Source organism: Anaplasma marginale str. Florida, assembly GCF_000020305.1.
GTDB classification, from domain to species: Bacteria; Pseudomonadota; Alphaproteobacteria; order Rickettsiales; family Anaplasmataceae; genus Anaplasma; species Anaplasma marginale.
The window spans coordinates 1,019,078-1,038,936 of the sequence record NC_012026.1; the positions used below are offsets into that span (position 1 = coordinate 1,019,078).

General features: G+C 50.6%; 19 protein-coding genes and 1 tRNA gene. 11 read left to right on the forward strand and 9 right to left on the reverse strand.

Annotated elements, in window-relative coordinates; translation table 11 throughout:
- Positions 1 to 8: 8 nt before the first annotated feature.
- The 4 genes from AMF_RS09245 to AMF_RS09260 all read right to left on the reverse strand — a co-directional run bounded on the left by AMF_RS09245 (position 9) and on the right by AMF_RS09260 (position 2,544).
- Positions 9 to 740: an MlaC/ttg2D family ABC transporter substrate-binding protein gene (locus AMF_RS09245; protein ID WP_225318140.1), complete on the reverse strand. Its 732-nt coding sequence runs from the start codon at positions 738 to 740 to the stop codon at positions 9 to 11.
- Between the two features lie 21 nt (positions 741 to 761).
- Positions 762 to 1,655, reverse strand: a complete 894-nt coding sequence (locus AMF_RS09250; RefSeq protein ID WP_010268585.1) for a cation diffusion facilitator family transporter — start codon at positions 1,653 to 1,655, stop codon at positions 762 to 764.
- An 18-nt stretch (positions 1,656 to 1,673) separates the two neighbouring features.
- Positions 1,674 to 1,746, reverse strand: a tRNA-Val gene (locus AMF_RS09255).
- A 135-nt stretch (positions 1,747 to 1,881) separates the two neighbouring features.
- Positions 1,882 to 2,544: a heme exporter protein CcmB gene (locus AMF_RS09260; protein WP_010270727.1), complete on the reverse strand. Its 663-nt coding sequence runs from the start codon at positions 2,542 to 2,544 to the stop codon at positions 1,882 to 1,884.
- Positions 2,545 to 2,644: 100 nt separating this feature from the next.
- On the opposite strand from AMF_RS09260, the gene AMF_RS09265 reads away from it, so the two are divergent.
- A complete protein-coding gene (locus AMF_RS09265; RefSeq protein ID WP_010266066.1) occupies positions 2,645 to 3,058 on the forward strand; it encodes a TraR/DksA family transcriptional regulator in 414 nt (137 codons plus the stop codon).
- 327 nt (positions 3,059 to 3,385) lie between these two features.
- Here the strand turns inward: AMF_RS09265 and bioD are convergent, their stop codons facing one another.
- Positions 3,386 to 4,069 (reverse strand): dethiobiotin synthase, encoded by a 684-nt coding sequence (bioD, locus tag AMF_RS09270; RefSeq protein ID WP_010270732.1) that lies wholly within the window; start codon positions 4,067 to 4,069, stop codon positions 3,386 to 3,388.
- 75 nt (positions 4,070 to 4,144) lie between these two features.
- Here bioD and ftsY point away from each other — a divergent pair, with 75 nt between their 5' ends.
- The 4 genes from ftsY (at position 4,145) to AMF_RS09290 (ending at position 10,413) form a co-directional block, all read left to right on the forward strand.
- Entirely contained in the window at positions 4,145 to 5,062 is a 918-nt protein-coding gene (gene ftsY, locus AMF_RS09275; protein WP_010266070.1) for a signal recognition particle-docking protein FtsY, read from the forward strand.
- 289 nt (positions 5,063 to 5,351) lie between these two features.
- The gene (gene icd, locus AMF_RS09280) at positions 5,352 to 6,788 is read left to right on the forward strand and encodes an isocitrate dehydrogenase (protein WP_010268592.1); all 1,437 of its coding nucleotides are present in this window, start codon (positions 5,352 to 5,354) and stop codon (positions 6,786 to 6,788) included.
- Positions 6,789 to 6,928: 140 nt separating this feature from the next.
- The gene (gene recJ, locus AMF_RS09285; RefSeq protein ID WP_010268596.1) at positions 6,929 to 8,689 is read left to right on the forward strand and encodes a single-stranded-DNA-specific exonuclease RecJ; all 1,761 of its coding nucleotides are present in this window, start codon (positions 6,929 to 6,931) and stop codon (positions 8,687 to 8,689) included.
- 464 nt (positions 8,690 to 9,153) lie between these two features.
- On the forward strand, positions 9,154 to 10,413 hold the full coding sequence (locus AMF_RS09290; protein WP_011114596.1) for a CCA tRNA nucleotidyltransferase: 1,260 nt from the start codon (positions 9,154 to 9,156) through the stop codon (positions 10,411 to 10,413).
- Between the two features lie 136 nt (positions 10,414 to 10,549).
- Here AMF_RS09290 and ndk read toward each other — a convergent pair whose 3' ends face one another.
- Positions 10,550 to 10,990 (reverse strand): nucleoside-diphosphate kinase, encoded by a 441-nt coding sequence (gene ndk, locus AMF_RS09295; RefSeq protein WP_010268610.1) that lies wholly within the window; start codon positions 10,988 to 10,990, stop codon positions 10,550 to 10,552.
- A gap of 228 nt (positions 10,991 to 11,218) precedes the next feature.
- Between ndk and AMF_RS09300 the strand changes: the two genes are divergently transcribed.
- From AMF_RS09300 to msp2, 5 genes are all read left to right on the forward strand, one after another.
- Positions 11,219 to 11,782: a helix-turn-helix domain-containing protein gene (locus AMF_RS09300; RefSeq protein ID WP_012659109.1), complete on the forward strand. Its 564-nt coding sequence runs from the start codon at positions 11,219 to 11,221 to the stop codon at positions 11,780 to 11,782.
- 414 nt (positions 11,783 to 12,196) lie between these two features.
- Positions 12,197 to 13,189 carry a P44/Msp2 family outer membrane protein gene (locus tag AMF_RS09305; RefSeq protein ID WP_010268627.1) on the forward strand — a complete coding sequence of 331 codons (993 nt, stop codon included), beginning with the start codon at positions 12,197 to 12,199 and terminating at the stop codon, positions 13,187 to 13,189.
- Positions 13,190 to 13,428: 239 nt separating this feature from the next.
- Positions 13,429 to 14,292 carry a P44/Msp2 family outer membrane protein gene (locus tag AMF_RS09310; RefSeq protein WP_010268630.1) on the forward strand — a complete coding sequence of 288 codons (864 nt, stop codon included), beginning with the start codon at positions 13,429 to 13,431 and terminating at the stop codon, positions 14,290 to 14,292.
- A gap of 32 nt (positions 14,293 to 14,324) precedes the next feature.
- Positions 14,325 to 15,218 (forward strand): P44/Msp2 family outer membrane protein, encoded by an 894-nt coding sequence (locus AMF_RS09315; protein ID WP_010266103.1) that lies wholly within the window; start codon positions 14,325 to 14,327, stop codon positions 15,216 to 15,218.
- A 428-nt stretch (positions 15,219 to 15,646) separates the two neighbouring features.
- A complete protein-coding gene (gene msp2, locus AMF_RS09325; RefSeq protein WP_012659110.1) occupies positions 15,647 to 16,894 on the forward strand; it encodes an outer membrane protein MSP2 in 1,248 nt (415 codons plus the stop codon).
- 189 nt (positions 16,895 to 17,083) lie between these two features.
- On the opposite strand, the gene AMF_RS10325 is transcribed toward msp2, so the two are convergent.
- Positions 17,084 to 17,470, reverse strand: coding sequence for a J domain-containing protein (locus AMF_RS10325; protein WP_035018118.1), 387 nt, complete (start codon positions 17,468 to 17,470; stop codon positions 17,084 to 17,086).
- A gap of 100 nt (positions 17,471 to 17,570) precedes the next feature.
- On the opposite strand from AMF_RS10325, the gene AMF_RS09335 reads away from it, so the two are divergent.
- Positions 17,571 to 18,140 carry a NifU family protein gene (locus AMF_RS09335; RefSeq protein ID WP_010266132.1) on the forward strand — a complete coding sequence of 190 codons (570 nt, stop codon included), beginning with the start codon at positions 17,571 to 17,573 and terminating at the stop codon, positions 18,138 to 18,140.
- Between the two features lie 151 nt (positions 18,141 to 18,291).
- Here AMF_RS09335 and AMF_RS09340 read toward each other — a convergent pair whose 3' ends face one another.
- A complete protein-coding gene (locus AMF_RS09340) occupies positions 18,292 to 18,999 on the reverse strand; it encodes a P44/Msp2 family outer membrane protein (RefSeq protein ID WP_044051797.1) in 708 nt (235 codons plus the stop codon).
- A 234-nt stretch (positions 19,000 to 19,233) separates the two neighbouring features.
- Positions 19,234 to 19,623 (reverse strand): TrbC/VirB2 family protein, encoded by a 390-nt coding sequence (locus AMF_RS09345; protein WP_037350027.1) that lies wholly within the window; start codon positions 19,621 to 19,623, stop codon positions 19,234 to 19,236.
- Between the last annotated feature and the right edge of the window lie 236 nt (positions 19,624 to 19,859).

The window sequence follows — 19,859 nt, forward strand, 5'->3', positions numbered from 1 at the left end:
TTACCATACTAGGAAACGGCACCGGCAGTTTGCGGACGCAACCCACCTATTGAGTTCATGGGAGATCTTTCGTTTTCAAGCTCAAAGTGAGCTATCGCCCCATCTATGCCGTATTTTTTTATTATGTCGTCAACTATTGACCGCTGGGTTATGGCGGTGCTGATGAAGTTATTGATTTTCATATCACATATTCCAAGCTTACCATTATCGGCAACGTGGAATTCTATCACAATAAAATCGTCGCCGTGCCCTCTTCTAGCCAGCCTAACCCTGACAGCGTACGTGCCGCCATCAATAAGACGCACAGACATTATCCGCATCATGTGAAATGCGTGCATACGCAACTGCCTGATGTACACACCCCTTATGTAGCGCCCGTATGTGCTAACAAACCTTTCGCGCTGCAGTGGATCAGCAGTTTTCCAGTGGCCGCCCATAGCAAACTTGGCAATCCCGTTTAAATCGAGCGCACTATCCACGACTTCTTCGAGCAGCGGCTCAACGGTTTCCCCGCCCCTCGATACTATGGAGTACACTCGCGCCTTGAGAGTTTCAATGAAGCCGCAAATCTCCTGGTGATTGCTGCACGTTTCAAAACGGGTAGTAAACCCTCCAAGAGATATAAGGGCAAGACACATTGCCAGAACACAGCCTACATCAGTGCATCTTTTGTACATTGCCAATCTCCTGGGAAGCATGTGCAATGCTATACTACCAGTTGTTATCTTAACATTAACCATTACTACACCAGACAGCATAGCTCAGCTAGCATCGGAACATTCTCCGCATTCAATCTCTATGGTCACGTGGGGTATGCCGAATTTTTCGTTGAGTAACCTCTTTATTGATATCAAAAGTGCAGAATGTGCTTCGTTGCTCGCCAGAGGTGTTGGCACCTTCACGTGCATTGTCATTATGGGATAATTATTGGTCAAAGACCACAGATGAACATGGTGCACGTCAATAACCGCGGGAATGTTGCTGAGAATTGAATCTTTTACCTCTTCAATGTCTATATTTTCCGGCTTTCCCTCCAGTAAAATATTGCCGGAGCTTTTCACTATTTTAAACGCACTGTAAAACATTAGAATGCTGGCAAACACAGACAACAAGGGGTCAACAATCTGCCATCCGCTAAGCATGATAACAATAGAAGACAAAACAGCCGCGACGGAGCTTAGCAGATCTCCCAAAACATGCAGCACCGCACTTTTGATATTTAAATTATGTTCGTCCTTTCTGTATAGAATTACAAACACCGTTACGTTCGCCACAAGACCCAGCAGCGCCACTGTTAACATGATCTGCCAGTGCACCTCAACCGGGTAGATGAACCTCTTTGCTGATTCGCAGACTATTAGAATTGCCACCACAAATAAAGAAACGCCGTTGATGAATGCAGCCATAACTTGAAATCTGTGGTAGCCATATGACCTGCACGCATCAGACTCCTTCACGGCAAATTTATATGCGAGCCAGCTAAGCGTGAGTGCCACAAGATCTGTAAGCATATGGCCAGCATCTGAGAGCAGCGCGAGGGAGTTTGACGCCAGCCCTCCTATAACTTCGGCTGCCATTGCCACCGCAACCACAACTATGGATAGCGCCATTCTTCTGTGCGTATGCGGGCAGAACTCACCGTCATAGCTAGACATACGCACCACCCTCGTGAGTGGGTAATACTGGACTCGAACCAGTGACCTCTTGCACGTCAAGCAAACGCTCTACCACCTGAGCTAATCACCCAATGCTTACTACTATAGGCCATGTCCACTAAAAGTCAATTCGCTGTGGCTCCACCAACCCGCAGACCAGAGTATGCACCAAGGAAAATTTGCGCGCTGAACAAATTTTGAAACTGCGCCTCTGGCCCCGCTGAAATCAGTCTTTCTCCACAGCAAGACGAACAGCTGCCAGTACAAAAAATACGCTTACTGGCACCAAACATAGCACACCTACCCCTAACAGGGCGGTTGTTCGGGTAAAGGTGAAATCTACCATGCCCTCAAGACAAAGATGGGAACACACGACCACTGGTACAATCATCGGGAAAACCAAAATCTGGGCCGTAATTAGCTTCCCCTCACCACCCAAGACCAGGGAGTGCCCCACGGCGGACACGCAGTTGACGACCAGCAGCCCGACACCTAGCACCAGCCCTAGGGCAACCGCATAGTGGATGCTTCCCCCCAGTATTGTGAGTTGGATTAACGCGGCGGCTATGCTTATAGGTACCGAGATGCAGATCCAATGCGCAAGTATTTTTAGGAAGATAACAGCCTCTGGTAGCAGATCTTGTATAAGCAGTTGTTCGAGCACTCCGCCACGATAATCATCTTCCAGCAGCGCCTTGATAGATGTCTGCGTGGCTGACACACCACAAATCCAGAACAGACAAGGCACAACCTCATTCACGCATGCTGGCGGAAGTACAAAAAGTGCGATACCCACTACTACTACAAACAGTAAAACAACTTGTGCAGCATTACCGGTATCGCAAGACATGATTTTTAGCTCGCGCATTAGCACGCTTCCATGGGACACGATAGGACACTATGTATAACCCTCTAGCAGCATAGTGGTACACCAAATGTTAAGCAAGCATTCTTAGGATTTCAGTTATGCGATAACACCGGAGGGTGATGTGTTGTCTAAGTACACCTTGGATGAAGAAGATGAAAACTACATGAATCCCAAGCAGCTGGATTATTTTAGAAACAAGCTTATAACGTGGAAGCAGGCGCTGCAGAAGGAATCCGAGGAGAAGGCCAGGGAGGTTTTGCAGTCTCACACAGATGCTGACCTAACCGATATGGCCACCAGAGAGTACGATACAGACTTAACCCTACAGACGTGTAATCGCAATGATGCTCTGACCGTGGAAATCGACAAAGCGTTGCAGAGAATTGACGACGGCCTGTACGGTTACTGTGAAGAGACCGGAGAAAAAATTGGCACTGCTAGACTTGAGGCAAACCCAGTAACCCTGTATTGCATAGAAGAGCAAGAAAGGCGGGAAAAGCAACAAAAACTATACAGCGACGAGGAAGAAGATTAAGGCGCCAGTTGCTGAATGCAAACAGCAACCCGGCACGTTCGCGTGGCGCAGCATATAATCAGCACAATATAGCCCGGCACAATAAAACGAGGTTGTCTGAGGCCGGCGCTGCCGTGTGTGCGCTGCCCCAATGAAGTCCACTATTCATTCCCCTGCCCCACCAGCACCAATTTTTCACATTTGCCGCCTTGCATGCAGTAGCATGGGGCCGGGCCCATTTGACGGTTGGCATGCGCTGTATAGATAGGAAGAACTCGCGCCTGTGCGCCCCACGGAAGTGCTGTGCTTCCCACCTATGCCATACGGGATGTAGCCCTATGACAGCAATTAAGTGCCGCTGCCCGCAATGAAGTCCACTATTCCCCTCCCCACCAGCGCCCACTTTTCATGTTCGCCACTAACGTGGTCCTGAACGTATGCTGAACGTCCACAATAGGAACGCAGGTACTCTACCAAATCTGTGCAATATGTGCTGTCCGAGTCCTTTAGGGTAATCACAATCTTCACCTGCATACCCCTCAGCGCTTCCAAAGCCGTCAACACGTGGCTTATGCTCCCCAAATATGGGTTTACAACCAAAACCACAGCGACATCCAGATCTTTTATTAAGTCTATGCAGCTTTTTTCATCCGTTAGTGGGGACATAACTCCGCCAACGCCCTCAATTAATATGTGTCCGGGCACATTTTTGCAACGCTCGGCACAAAACCGCAAAATCTCGCTATAGTTCAGATTAACACCTTCCATCCTTGATGCAATATTCGGGGCACGCGGATGTTTTAACCTCCACGGAGAAACCTTATCCACGTTCTCTTGGGTAAAATCATATCCTAAGCTGGAGATAATTTGAAAAGTGTCGCTAGATCCCGGATTATCCTCGTCGTACCCGCTTACTACCGGCTTAATGGCTTGCACAGTTTCACCAATTCTTCTAAAATTCCAGCACAGTGCTGTGGCAATGAAGGTCTTTCCTACATCTGTTCCGCAGGATGTTATAAAGTGCGCTTGCATTGATGGAAGCTCCCCCAAGGTGCCGTGGCGATGGTACCACGTGTACCAGGAGTTTCAAGCTGTTGGGTCTAGTTTATGGAATGTGATCAAGGGTTGTTGGGTAGCTTAAAGGACAGCCTGTTGAAAACCTCGTCTAAGCTTAACGCGGGAATCAGAAAGCTGTTCCGGGATGGCCAAAAGGTCGACCAAGAAACTTTGAAGGAGTTGTTGCACCTGCTCATATCGACCGATATGGGGCGCGAGAGTGCGTCTTTTTTCACACAGAAGATAGCTGCAATGCAGTTTAGCGAACCCAGCTGTGCCCGGGTACGAGAAACACTGGCTGAAGAAATCGAGGCATTTCTCACCAAGGTCGCCGTTCCAATATCTATAGAGCACAGCCCCCAGGTGGTAATGTTATGTGGGGTCAACGGCAGTGGTAAGACTACCACAGCCGCTAAACTTGCGCGCAAATTCCAGCGGGAAGGCAAATCTGTACTCATGGGTGCGTGTGACACCTTCCGTGCAGCTGCGGTTAGCCAGTTAAAGATTTGGGCCGATAGAATATCTTGTCCAATTATAGCGGGGGAGGCCGGGGCTGATGCTGCAAGTATAGCATATAAGGCGGTTGATCAAGCCATACGCGAGAAAATAGATGTGGTGCTTATAGACACCGCTGGGCGCCTACAAAACCACAAAAATCTAATGGAAGAGTTGGCCAAGGTACGCCGCGTGATAGGCAGGCATGACAAAAAGGCTCCACATAACACTATAATAGTGCTAGACGCAACAATAGGGCAAAATGCATTCTCGCAGGTTGAGCTCTTTTCAAGTTTTGCTGGGGTGAATGGCATAGTGCTCACCAAACTAGATGGCACAGCCAAAGGTGGTATAGTGCTAAGTGTAGCACAGAAGTATGGCATACACATACATGCGGTGGGAGTCGGCGAAGGTATAGATGACCTGAAGGATTTTTCCGCCCGGGAATTTGCCAGGGGGCTTTTGGAAATTTAACTTCTAGCCGGCACGCCGTGGCGGGTGGTACGCGCTCTACAAGCACTTTGCCTACATAGCAACCTTGCAATCTCAACAAAGTTGGTCGTGAGGCCAACGCTGGGTACCTGCTCTGCTGATAGCGCCACATAAACCTATACCGGCATGCGTGAGTGTTAGAGTGTGCTATAATGGCTGATATTCGCCTTTCAGTATATGATTAGCCGTCAGCTTTACCCACAGCGCGTGTATTTAACGTTTCCCATTTGAGCAATATTCGCTATACTGTGGGCTCTTGTGTTGGGAGTCTATGTCAGTACCTATAACCGTAGCGTATGGAGATGGAGTAGGGCCGGAAATTATGGAGGCCGTGCTGTTCATCTTGAAGGAGGCCAGAGCAGATGTTTCTATAGAAACCGTGGATATAGGCCACAACCAGTATAAAAAGGAGTGGACTTCTGGCATCGCTCCTTCTGCTTGGGAGTCAATCAGCAGGACTAGGCTGCTGCTTAAGGCCCCTACTATGACCCCACAGGGCAGTGGGCATAAGAGTTTGAATGTCGCCCTCAGGCAGAGGCTGGGGCTTTATGTAAACGTGCGGCCCTGCGTTTCTTATTTTCCCGTTGTAGGCACTAAGCACCCAGATTTGGATGTGGTAATCATCAGAGAGAATGAGGAAGACACCTACAGCGGTGTTGAGCACAAACTATCTGAAGACACCCATGAGTGCGTGAAGATTTCAACCAGGTCCGCCTCGGAAAAAATCTGTGCGTATGCGTTTAACTACGCCAGGGCTCACAATAGAAAGAAGGTTACGTGTTTCGTGAAAGATAACATCATGAAAATGACTGACGGAATACTGCACGCTTCTTTCGACAAGGTCGCCAAGGGCTATCCAGATATTGAAGCAAACTACTACATAGTTGATGTGGGCATGGCTAAGATCGCCAGCAACCCGGAGGATTTTGATGTTGTGGTAACCACAAATCTGTATGGAGACATTGTATCAGACATAGTGTCGCTCTCTTCTGGGTCTATAGGGCTGACTGGCAGTGCGAACATAGGTGATTATTACGCCATGTTCGAGGCAGTACACGGCTCAGCACCCGATATAGCAGGCAAGAATGTGGCCAATCCCTCAGGGCTGCTCAACGCGGCTGTGCAAATGTTAGTGCACATCGGGCAGCTGGACAAGGCCGGGGTGATCCGTAACGCATTTTTGAAGACCTTAGAAGATGGCGTGCATACTGCCGATATATATAGCGAGAAAACCAGCTTGCGTAGGGCATCCACCATGGAGTTCGCGCAGGCAATAGTGGGAAACTTAGGAACAACACCTCAGCGGCTTAAGGGCCTCTCTCTCGGCAAGGAAACACCAAGTACCGGGAGTTCGGGCTACGTGCGCAGCAATCCCAAAAGGGTGTTGGTGGGCGTTGATGTCACGGTACATTGGGACAAGGGCACTGACATCAAGGAGTTAGTTGGGTCCCTTTCAGGGCTCAGTTCGGAACTGAAGTTGCAGCTGGTGTACGCCAAAGGACTGGAGTTGTGGCCTAAAGCTCCATATTCTTACACGTACGTCGATCTTGTGTCTTGCAGGTTTTACGCGGAAGGGAAGGAAGAGGATGGCGTTGACGGCCGGGAGGTTGGAAATCTGCTGCTCAAAATGGAAGACGCTGGCATAGACACGGTGAAGATGGTGAAGTTGTACCTGTACGATGGGGGCCAGGGGTTTTTTACTCCGTAGCAGCTTTGGATCCTGAGCTCAGTCAAGCGTTCGTTCGGGAGTTTGGGGTTGCAGTGTGTAGCTACGTTTATAGCCGCTCTGTAGGGCTGGTGCCGCAACTTTAAAACACAAGGCCGTTTGTAGGTCACCGGGGTTGAGTAGTGCAAGATGTAATAGAAGCAACAGACGCGGCACTGGAGTACGTTGGTGTTGGAGGGGCAACGTGGAGGGTCTGTGAAGTACCCTGCCGGGACGTAACAACAATTATGCAGCGCTTCGGGATTTGTGAAGTGGTAGCCAGGGTGTTGGCAACTCGCGGTATCCCCATAGAAGAGATGGAAAATTTTTTGTTTCCTACCCTGAGGCTCCTGCTGCCGGATCCGTTTCACCTGCTAGACATGGACAAAGCCGTAGCGAGGATACACGATGCAATACGCAATGGGGAGAGCATCGCAATTTTCGGCGACTACGACGTTGATGGCGCAACATCCTCTGCCATGTTGTGTAGATACCTGCGTGGCCTGGAGGTACACACAAAAATTTACATCCCTGACCGCGTTGAAGAGGGCTACGGACCAAACTCCGCCGCAATGTTAAAACTACGTGAGGAAGGTTATAGCCTCTGTATTACCGTAGACTGCGGCACGTTGGCCTACGAACCCATATTAGCAGCACGGTCTGTAAACCTTGATGTCATAGTCGTCGACCACCACATTGGAATAAACACCCTGCCCAAGGCCGTTGCGGTAGTGAATCCGAACAGACTGGACGAATCCTCTGAGCATACATACCTGTCGGCCGTTGGTACATCTTTTTTGCTGTTAGTGGCACTACAAAAAACCCTGAGAGAAGCGGGGGTTTTTGCGCACAGAAGCGAGCCAGATCTCATGAACTACCTCGACTTGGTTGCGCTGGGCACCGTTTGCGATGTTATGCCAATGATAAAGCTCAACAGAGCAATGGTCAGGCACGGACTGAAGGTGATATCCGCCCGGAGTAACGTGGGGCTTAGAGTGCTCGGAGACGCCATTGGGATAGAGGAAAAGATCAGCGTTTATCACCTGGGCTTTAGCATAGGGCCACATATAAATGCCGGGGGGCGGGTCGGCAACGCAAGCCTGGGAGCCAGCCTTTTGTCTAGTGATGACGAGAGCGAGTGCGAGAGAATATCCTACATGCTGCTGAGCTTGAATGCTGAAAGAAAAGAGCTGGAAAAGCGGAGTTTGGAAGAAGCGTTGCACCAAGCAGAGCGGTTAGTCGCAGCAGGTAATAATGTCATCATGGTTGCGGGCACCTGGCACGTGGGCGTAATAGGAATTGTGGCGAGCAGGCTTAAGGAGAGATTCCATCTACCATCAATAGTGGTTTCGCTAAGCGGAAATCTCGGCAAGGCGAGCGCCAGATCCGTTAGCGGTATTGATATAGGAGCGGCAGTGCTCGCAGCAAAACTTGAGCAGTTAATACCTGAGGGCGGTGGACATGCTATGGCCGCGGGATTTTCAGTGTGCGCAGACAAGCTTGAGGCATTGTACTCGTTCTTCTTGGAAAGGTTTAAGCACTCCGACATACAGAAAGTCTCGTATGCTTGCGGCATATTAACCGCAGGGGCCGTGAACTTTCCACTGTGGAGGGAGCTGCAAATGCTGGAACCGTTCGGCCCAGGAAATCCAGAGCCTAGATTCATCCTTAAAAATGTAGAAATCAGAAAACCCGAAGTCATGGGTGGCAGCCACGTTAGGTGCCTAATATCCGGTGACAATGCACTTGTTAAGGGCGTGTGCTTCAAGTGCATAGGCACAGAACTGGGCACAACGCTTCTGCAGCGCGGGCGATGCGTTCATCTGCTCGGCAAAATCAGCGTAAACCAGTGGCGGGGAAATGAGTACGTGCAGTTCGTCATAGACGATGCGGCATTGCCGTAGCTGGGCAACTACTAACGGCACCCCCGGCAATTTTGGCTTTCAGGCATTCCACACAGCAGAAAAGGTGCACAAAACACAGCCTTAGGTAAGCAAACTGCGCAAAACGCGCAACAACAGAGCGTGTAAGTATAAATCTGTTGTAAACTTTGCCAGCAAATTCTCCAACAAGTTCGTACGAGTCTTGCCTCCTGCACATAAATTCACGTCCCTGACAGCGCGCATGCTTCGTGCAAGAGTTGCTTAAGCGCGCCACACTGCATGTTTCATGCTGCATAACAGCAACTCAAAGCAGTAGTTGTTGTCTAACAGGCGCGCCAGAGTGGGAAATGTGGCTTATGTTCATCACATATCTTCAAACCCGCATTCACCGCGATAATTATTACATGGCGCTACCATAAGGAAAATTTTCTGTCTTTTGCGCGGAAGTTTGCTAACATCGGTGGAAATTTTTCATAGCACGAATAATGCTAAGTAAACTCGTGGCCGATCCCGGTGTAGTTCGGATAGTGGAAGCTATAGAGGGTGCACGCGGAAATGCTAGACTCGTGGGCGGTTGCGTGCGTGATAGCGTGCTTGGTCGCGATACTACCGATATTGATCTTGCCACCGATTTAGTGCCAGAAATGGTGATTCAGGCTCTGGGCAGCGCAGGAATCAAGACGATACCCACAGGCATAAAGCATGGCACTGTAACCGCGGTGGTAGCGGGTATCCCGTATGAAATTACCACGCTGAGGCGTGACTTAGAATGCGATGGTCGCCACGCGGCTGTTGCGTTCACGAATAGCTGGATGGAAGATGCCTCTAGGAGGGATTTTACGTTCAACGCCCTATACTGCGACAAGAGCGGTAAAATTTACGATTATTTCTCTGGCATGCAAGACTTGGAAAATCGGACTGTGGTCTTTATTGGAGATGCGGAAGCGCGCATTAATGAGGATTTTCTGCGCATACTAAGGGTGTTTCGGTTCCACGCGTCTATATGCGACAAAAGCCCATTGAGCGAGGAAATTATCTTCCTTTGCAACAAATACGCGGATAGCCTCGCCAAACTATCCAGAGAGCGCATACGCAGCGAGTTTTTCAAGCTACTGGCGTGCACAAACTGCGCATCTACACTCAAAATAATGGAAGGGTGCGGCGTATTACACCAAGTAGTGCCCTATCCGGTACAGATCGGCAGGCTGTCATGCACACACTTGGCGGGTAGAGCGCCCATAACCAAGCTTGCGGCCATTTTGAAAGGATATGCACACACCGATATGTCAGGTACAGTAGAGGGATTGGAAGCACTACTGCGCTTGTCTAGAAAGGAAAAAAAGCTCTTGGAAACACTGCTGACAACCAACCTGCCCTTCCCGCTTTCCACCACACAACAACAGAAGTATCTTAACGACCTGGGTACAGATGTATATAGAGACCTGGTAATAGTCAGCTTCCTAAGCAAAGAAACCTTGTCTGCAAGCGCTTTCCTGGAGCACTTGGAGTATACGAAACAGTTTGCGCCTTTGTCGTTACCTGTTTCTGGGAAGGATCTGGCCAAACTGGGATATAAGGAAGGAAAATTACTCGGACACACCCTAAAAAGGTTAAAGGAGACGTGGGAACGCAACCCACAGAGTGTAACCAGGAACCATTTGCTGCTGTTGGCAAAAAAGCTCTTAGAAGCCCAACAGGCGGCAAGTTGCGGAAATGTTAATTCACGAGGTAAAAGAAGCGTTTAAGAGGTCCTACGCACCAAGGACTCTGCGTTTTACCACGCGCTAGACGCACGTCAGAGACCTCAGAACTTTGTGCCGTGCGGCCTACACATTTTAGATATCGCTCACAAGAAAATAGTTACAAGAAGGCAGCCGTAGGCTATTTGCCATTGGGCATGCTGCTCATGATTTCGTGTTCTTTAAAAAAGAACTTTATCTCCCACTCAGCGTTTTCCAGGCTGTCAGAGCCGTGTACGCAGTTTGCATCTATACTCTCTGCCAAATCTCCTCTTATCGTACCAGGGGCCGCTTCGCTAGGGTTCGTGGCACCCATAACATCTCTGTAAGTTTTGACAGCAGATTCACCAACTAGCACCTGCACTACAACTGGACCAGAGGTCATAAAACCTACCAGGCTAGGGAAAAACGGCCTTGCTTTATGTACCGCATAGAAGGCCTCCGCCTGCTCATGCGACAATGCACACATCCTCTGGGCAACAATGCGCAGCCCCGCCGCTTCTATGTAGGATAGGACACGGCCTATTATACCACGTTCAACAACGTCAGGCTTTAGTATAGATAGCGTCTTTTCAAACATCATGGCTCCTCCTAGAACGATCGCCGCATGCTAGCATAAAACGCGCGCACTAACAAGTGCCCAGCGCGCTGCCTCAAAAAATCTCCGGAAGTTTCCCGGATATTTATTGATGATTTTATTTTTAATCTAGCATACCATTTACAGTTTTATTATTACAACCATACATTAAATAACTGTTGCATTAACATTATGTATGATTTATCCTAAGTTATCTGAGTAACATATGGGATAATGTTTATGACTTCTCGAACACAAAACCAAAGTTCCATACCCATAATTGTTGAGGGCAAAGCCAGACCCCACCCGGTAGACGAGTATGTCGGCAGGGAGATTAAGAAGCAGCGGATCATGAAGGGCATGAGCCGGAACCAGCTCGCAAGCAGGTTGGGAATTACATTCCAACAAGTACAAAAATATGAAAAGGGTACCAACCGTATTGTGATCAGCAGATTGTATGAGCTTGCAAGGGTTCTGGGCATCGAAATCAAAGACCTGATTGCAAAGCTGCAAAACGACTTACGGCCTATCACCGATGCGGGCGATGCAACAGATGCCGCGCTCAGGGAAGGCGAAGAGTCCTCCCTAGAGGAATTTGGCCAAAGCTATAACGATGGCAAAGAAGTCCTTATGCTGGTAAGAGCATATCGTCGCATCAAGAGCGATAAAATGCGTGGCGCGATTCACACTTTGGTGAAGGTAATGTGCGCGGAACAGCAGCAGGATGACTACGAGCATTCTGATGCGGACGAGGAGCTCGGCTACGAGCACGACCCCGAATCCGAAACGGGAGCCTAGGTTAAGACTCGGATAGACTGTCACTATTAATAGTGTACGCGGGTTGGCGCATTTGAAGTTCGCAGCGTGGTGAGAGCGGCATGGCATCAGTGCCGCTTCTGCAGGGCTGCTTTCACCTCTTTGCTGGCTTCTTTATGTGCTAGTCAGTCTCACGCGTGTGTCAGTGCATCCTCGTGTGCGATGCCGTGCTTTCGCGTCACACAGTCTGACTTTGTCGCGCCAATGCTGCATCGCTAGTGGTATATTTATCGCGCCAGGTCTATTGCATTGCATATTGGTAACAGCAGCGTGGATTGTTTAACAACTCCTTTATATGAAGCAAGCATTCCCTAAATGTAGATTGCATGCATTTGACACACCATTGTGGTTCATCTATCCTGGCACGTGCGCTGAAGTGTTGGGTACAGTTTTGCTATGAAGAAGGTCTACGGCTTGGTTTACGCTGCGTTGTCTTTGTTGTTCACGCCTTGTGGGTCATTTGCTTCCCCCAGGCCCATAGACTTTTCTAGGGGCGAGGGTGCGTCGGGATTCTTCGCCAGTGTACAGTACAAGCTGGCAGTCCCGCACTTTAGGGACTTTATAGTAGAAGACAAAGGTAAGGCGCTTAATACGTTTGCCATGAAGGAAAAACAGCAGGGTGGCACCGCTAAGGCAGCGGCGGGCGCTGCAACGCCTCCAGCGGCCCCATCCGGCGCCGAGGCTCCACCCGCTAAAGGGCCAGATCTAGCTTCGGGCGGCAGCTTTGAGGGGAAGTACTCCCCTGAGTACCTTAGGAGTGCTAAGGCTGGGTCCGTATCGGTTGGGTACTCCGCTGGAAATGTGCGGCTGGAGGCTGAAGGCATGTATCAGAAATTCCCCGTAGATACCAAGAAGTATAAGGATAATCCTGAGCGCGCGTATCGTTTTGCCATTTCAGCGCCTGATGAGAATAGCACAACTGTTGCTACAAGGCCGCAGGAGCCCTACCACATCACCGCTGAGAATAAGGAAGTGACCACAGCATCCCTGATGGCCAATCTGTGCTACGACCTCTTGCCTGAGTCCTCCCAGATCTCTCCAAGCGCCTGCGTTGGCGGTGGTGGCAGTCTAGTCAGGTTTCTGGGCGTGACCGAGGTGCGGTGGGCGTACCAGGCAAAGGTTGGGGTGCAGTATTTCGCGTCTAGGAAGGCAGCCCTGTTCGCGTACGCTTATGCAAGTAGGGTGCATCCGGAAAAGTTTTCCAACATACCTGTAGTACACCACATCAAGACAGAGTCACCTAAAGGATCCCAGGGTGCAGCAGGTAGCGGTGGGGGCGAGAGCAGCGCCCAGGCGGCCGGCGGTAAGCTGCCCGGTTTGCTATACCCGCAAGCGAGCTTGGGGCTGGACTATTTTGGGTTTGAGTGCGGTATCAGACTCGTACTTTAGAGTCTAGGTCGGCTCTATACCCCCGCGGTTAGGAGGCGGCGTCAGCTGTGATATCCGCATGGTTGAGGGTGACGCGCTTGAATAAATCGTTAAGGCACATCATTTAAATTGCAAAATATATTGCCAGCTCTCTTGACTTAATTCTTTTTTAGTATACCTTATGGGTGTGTGGGTTGCACACACTACCCTCTTCTGTGCGCAGATGGGGTGTTTTTGGGTCGGTTTGTTGGATTGTTTGTATGTCGATTCGCGGAAGAGCCTGTTGTAGCATCCTTGCATGTGGGGCGCTGGTGGCGGCTTCTGGCGCGGTGTGCACCGGCGCCAACGCGGGGACTAGGGGCTTTTACGCCACACTGGGCGGGGAGCTCGGTGTAGCCAACTTCGGCTTTCCCTCCGTAAAGACCCACGGAGTGCCGGGTGCAGTGTTGGGAGTCGATAAGGGTAGCGAGCAGCTCGTGCGGTTTGCAGAGCTTGGTCTCGCCGCGCCCACGCGTGACGGGTTTGGCGCGCATTACCTCCCTAAATATGAAAACAGCCTCGGTTTGTCGGGTGCCCTGGGCTACAGCTTCGACTCTTTTAGATTGCAGCTCAGCGCTTATAGCAGCAGTTTCAGTGTTGACGGCGGCAGCTATGCCGTGAGCGGCAACGCTGCCTGGTTTGCATTCCCAAGCGGCAAGGTCTCCTCTGATGGCGGGTCCACGGCCGAGTATCACATTGGGGAGGTTTCGGGGGTCGGCCTGAACTCCGTCGAGCTTAGCGCATGCTACTCCGGCGTTGGCGCGTTCGGCAGGCATTTTGGGCTTTATTCCTGCCTGGGCCTCGGGGTTTCGTCTGTAGATTATTGGGGGTCCCGTGGTAGCTTGGTGTTGTCGTGGAGCGGCAGAACCGGCGTCGAGTATAACTTGGGCCCGCGGCTCTCGCTGTTTGCTGAGGCGTACTACCTGGGTACGGATACTGAAGAACATGCTGGGGGTGGGCCAACGCTCTTGAGTACCACAAGTAGTGGCGTACCCTCTGTGGACGCGGACGTCCTTCCGGTGCTTAGTGTAGGTTACTTCGGAGGAATCGCCGGGGTGAGATGTGCATTTGGTGATGGTTTTTAGGTTTAGATGGGATTTTGTGGTCGGGTTTGTATATGAGTCGTAAAAGTCTGTTCGTGCTGCCTTGTCTTCTCTTTGTGGCGGTGTCCACCGCCGGGAACGGGGCGGCTCCCAATGTTGGTAGCGCCGCACCGGGCGTCGGGGCGGAGGGTGAGCTCTATGTAGCGGCTCAGTACAAGCCGGCACTGCCTGTGGTGCGGGAGTTCGCCGTGCGTGAAAACAGGCTTACCGCTCCAAGCAAGCTTTTTAGGCTCGCGCCCAGCACATCTGTTCTGACTGCCGAGCAGGCAACGGGTGCTACGCTCTTAGACTCTCCTCTGCTCAGGGCTCTGCGGGGTAGGAATAACTTTGAGCCTAGCTACACGCCATCATACGAGGTCAGTATGTGTGGGGTTTCAGGTGTGCTGGGCTACTCCAGAGCGGGCACCAGAGTGGAACTTGAGGTTTCTTTTGAGGATTTCAGGGTTAAGAAGTCCGGGAAGCCGGTGCTCAAAGGCGGGCACGAATATTTTGCCGCTGGGAGAACCAGCGACACTCAGCGGGTTGTTTTTGCAAATCGCGCAATCTCTGCTGGCTCAGCCGTAGTTAGCATCTGTCGCGATTTCCCTGCAGGCCCCTCTGGAGGAAGCGTTACCCCGTACACATGCCTGGGCGGCGGCGTGGAGTTCCTTGACATTCTTGGCATGGCGAACACACGCTTCGCATACCAGGCGAAAATGGGCGCAGCTTTAAACTTGCACCCTCGTGCCAGCATCTTCGCAGCAGGTTACTACCGGGGAACCCTGGAGCGGGCTATTAGGCCCCTTCCTGCCGTGGTCGTGATACCGGCTACTGCTGGGGAGGGGGAGAACTTGGGCCTGCCACCGTTCGAGGGTAACGCAGGAGTGCGGTACCTTGGCGTCGAAGCAGGCATAAGGGTGTTACTTTGAGGTAGCTTTATGTGGGGAGCGGCATGAGTTGCAGAGCATTTTCCTTGAAGGGACTGCTTGCCTTCACGCTGTTGCCAGGCTCTCTGGCCACAGCGGCGCGCCCGTCCTTGCTGAGGGTGGGTGGCGAAGCATCGGGGCAGCAGACCTCAGGTGGTGGCTTCCACGCTGCTGGAGGAGCTAGCGCCACTAGGGGTAGGTTAACCTCCGCCTCGGCTGTAAGTGCACCCCAAAGTTTCGGGGTCCTTGGCAGTACGGTGTGGGAGGATGGTTTCCTACCAAGCGTCTTTTCCCCAGCTCAGGAGTTGTTAAGTGCTGCACTGCAGCCAAGTCCAACACCTTCAAGCTGGGTTTTTGGACGTACAGCGATTAGTGGTGTACGTGGTTTTCTAGAGCGTACGGTTTTTTTGGTTTTTTAGGAGTTAGGTTTTATGAGTGCTGTAAGTAATAGGAAGCTTCCCCTAGGAGGCGTGTTGATGGCTCTGGTTGCAGCGGTTGCACCAATCCATTCTTTACTGGCTGCCCCTGCAGCTGGTGCTGGCGCAGGCGGCGAGGGTCTATTTTCAGGCGCCGGAGCCGGGAGTTTTTACATAGGACTGGACTACAGCCCAGCATTCGGCAGCATCAAGGACTTTAAAGTCCAAGAGGCTGGCGGCACTACTAGAGGTGTGTTCCCGTACAAGCGAGATGCTGCAGGTCGGGTGGATTTCAAGGTCCACAACTTCGACTGGAGTGCTCCAGAACCCAAGATTAGCTTCAAGGATAGCATGCTCACAGCCCTAGAGGGGAGCATTGGGTATAGTATTGGAGGAGCAAGGGTTGAAGTAGAAGTAGGGTATGAAAGGTTTGTCATTAAGGGAGGTAAGAAGTCTAATGAGGATACAGCTTCAGTATTCTTATTAGGAAAGGAGTTAGCATATCATACAGCTAGAGGTCAGGTAGACCGTCTTGCTGCTGCTTTAGGTAAGATGACTAAGGGTGAAGCTAAGAAGTGGGGTACTACTGTAGAAGCTGCTACTAATGGTCAAACAGTGAGCCAGAAGGTGTGTGGCAATGGTACTGGTAGCAGTGGTAGCAGTGGCAACAAATGTGGTACCACCGATAGCACTGCCACCACCAAGATTAGTGCGGTGTTCACTGAGGATGCAGCAGCGCAGTTATCTACTATGGACACTGCTACCAGTAGTACTAGTACCGGCACCATCAGCTTGCAGGGGATGGCGAATAACATTAATAGCCTGAGTAAGGAGGACAAGGCCATAGTTGCTGGGGCTTTTGCTAGAGCTGTTGAAGGTGCGGAGGTGATAGAGGTCAGGGCTATAGGGTCTACTTCTGTAATGCTCAATGCTTGTTATGACCTTCTGACTGATGGTATTGGGGTTGTTCCTTATGCTTGTGCTGGTATCGGTGGTAACTTTGTCAGTGTTGTTGATGGTCACATTAATCCTAAGTTTGCTTACAGAGTGAAGGCTGGTCTGAGTTATGCTCTGACTCCTGAAATTTCTGCCTTTGCTGGGGCTTTCTACCACAAGGTGTTAGGTGATGGTGATTATGATGAGCTACCTTTGAGTCATATTTCTGATTATACTGGTACTGCTGGTAAGAATAAGGATACTGGTATTGCTTCATTTAACTTCGCTTACTTTGGTGGTGAGTTGGGTGTTAGGTTTGCCTTCTAGTTCCTTCTAGATAGAAGGCTTAGGGGGAGTGCAATGCACTCCCCTTTTTTATTTGTCCCGTTGAGGTTCGGCAACGCTTAGGGGGATTCTTCACTACCTGGGCAGTAGACCAGCATTGAGCAAGAGGGGGTGGTCTCTCAACCTGAACAGTAGACCAGCATTGGGGGACGAAAAGCGGTGGTGGTGCTTTTAGTCGTCACCAAGCAGGGCGTCACGCGCTTGGTTGAGCTTTTGGGCAAAATATGCCGAGCCCCCCTTGTCGGGATGCGCAAACTTCATCAACCGGTGGTATGCCGAGGTTATCTGCTCTGGGGTCGCACCAGCCCCAAGACCTAAAACCTCTAGCGCTTCATACTTGGACAAGGCCCCTGTAGTTTTCCTGGCCGTGCTAGCCCCATACGCTCCGCCGTACATATCGTTGATCATTTTATTCAGGATGGCCCTGAAATCCCCGTTGCTAAAATTCCCATACATGACGTTGTTTCTCTTAAACAGCAAAAACGCCACCATAGCAGCAATCGGTAGCACAAACAGTGCGCCGATCACGCTTAGCACGGTGAAAAGCACTAACAACATGTGATAAAGTCTTGATTTGCTCCACGCACTGCAATACACTGCTATCTCCTGCAGCGGGGGGATTATACCCACGAAAATTACTTCATTGCAAGGGTTGTTTATGTTCATCCAAATCGAAGTCACGCCCAATCCAGACGCTCTTAGGTTTTTGCTCAGTGCTGAGATAGGCGCAATAGGAAGCGGGATTGAGTTCTCCGATGCCACCACAGCCCAGGGTTCCACGCTGGCAAGGTTATTGTTCGAGATACAAGGCGTTTCTAAGGTGTTTTTTGGAGGCGACTTTGTGTCCGTCACAAAGCTTCCGGATGCAGATTGGGATACCCTTAGGCCGGAGATTTTGGTCGTGATGACAGACTACTTCTCGTTGCACAATGCGTATTCTGATGCGGCGCCGCAAGCGCATGAGGAAAGTGATGAGCGAGAATTTTTCGACACAAAAGACTCTGAAGTGGTGCAGCGCGTTAAGGAGCTTATAGAACACTACGTGAGGCCCGCAGTTGCCCAAGACGGCGGAGATATAAAGTTCAGGGGATACAAAGAGGGAGTGGTTTTCGTGCACCTAAGAGGCGCCTGTTCCGGCTGCCCAAGCGCCGCTGTGACTCTGAAAGACGGAGTCTACGGCATGCTCAGCTATTATGTGCCAGAGGTCAAAGCTGTGGAGAGCGTTTAGGCCACACAAAAAGTCCTACATGCGCGATGGGCCAAATATGGTTCAGTTGGCCATCACGTCAACCTCTATGTGCGTGACTTACTTCTATCGGCAGCCCCGAGCTACTATAGAATCTCACCCCTCTTCCACCAGCGCATCTACCCATGTACGGTTAATGATGTGAGTCTATGGGAGAGCAAAAGATAGGAAGGTGTGAGAGCACCCATGCCAATCTGAGTAAGGAGGACAAGGCCATAGTTGCCAGGGCATTTGCTAGAGCTGTTGAAGGTGCAGAGGTGATAGAGGTTCGGGCTATAGGGTCTACTTCTGTAATGCCCAATGCACTGGATAGTAACTGACCCCTTGCTGTATCCAATGCTAGTTCCCTACCTAGTAGGAATGCTGTGTCATCTCCCCCCTTAATCACAAACCTCTCATGTCCTATCCCTACTTCAACCCTGGCTCCTCCAATTCTGTACCCAATGCTCCCTCCAAGAGCCAGGGTACTGTTCCCAAATTCTAGCCCAGGCAGTGGGGTACTCCAGTCGAAGTGGTATGAGTTAAAATCGGTGACGTTGCTAGCAAGAGCGTTCATCGGGAACAGGCCCCTGGCACCGGTGAGAACATCCATTTCATCCTCATCGGTTTCGCCGATGATTTTCAGGTCCTTGATACCGTTGAAAGTTGGGTTATAGTCTAGGCCTATGTAGAAGCTCCCGTTGCCTTTCCCCAAAGCCGGTCCACTAGCCAACCTCTGTGTGCGTGACTTACTTCTATCGGCAGCCCCCGCAGACATACTATGGAGGATACCCAATGCTGATACCCCAGCAATCAGTAAGAATCTAAGTTTTGGCATCATCACCACTCTCCCTCGAAACATCACTCACACTTCCAACTTACTACCCAGGTCACCATCAACTTGAAGTTCTTGGTACCACCGACATAACAAAGCCACTATCTATAAACTCCTGGCATCCCAGTCTAACTTGGTACCACCTACAAACCCAAGTCCCAACTTCTGGCACCTCCTGCCCTTGGCACTCAACCCAACTCATTACCCAGACCGCCACCACAGCTCTCTGCACCATCACTCAGGTACCTCATTTCCTATCGGTTACTTGGCCTTGACTTCCTTATAACTGGAACAGTCAAAGCTCTCGGCCTTCGTGCCTCCTCCCACATCGCCCAACCCAGCAGCAAATTTAGCCATAAGCTTACCAGCACCAAAGAATATAGCTGTAAATACAACCAACATTACAATAGCAGGCCATGCAAGCTTACCAAAGATAGCCATAATGCTAGAACCTAGTATCACTCCAGTCATGATGGGTAGTCCCAGCTTCTGCACAAACCGTATAACATTACATATAACAACAGTCGCTGTATCATCAGCTTCAGTACCAGTAGTACTAGTAGCAGGACTAGTAGCACCAGCAGGTACACCATGTAAGATACCCAATGCTAATACTACAGCAATGAGTAAGAATCTAAGTTTTAGCAACATCACCACTCTCCCAAAACCTCTACGTCCACCCTTGCACTAACTGGTATTACCCTCAGTACAGTGGCCATAAGCTTACCAACACCACTCACCGCTTTCCCATATCAACTAGTCACCCAACCTCATCTCCTACCCCATGACTTCTCAGGCTCATCCCACTGTGGTATTGCTACCATCTATAACCACCTAACGTGGTTCCTGGGGTACATCTAGTATAGGAAGAGGAACAGCTAGTCCTG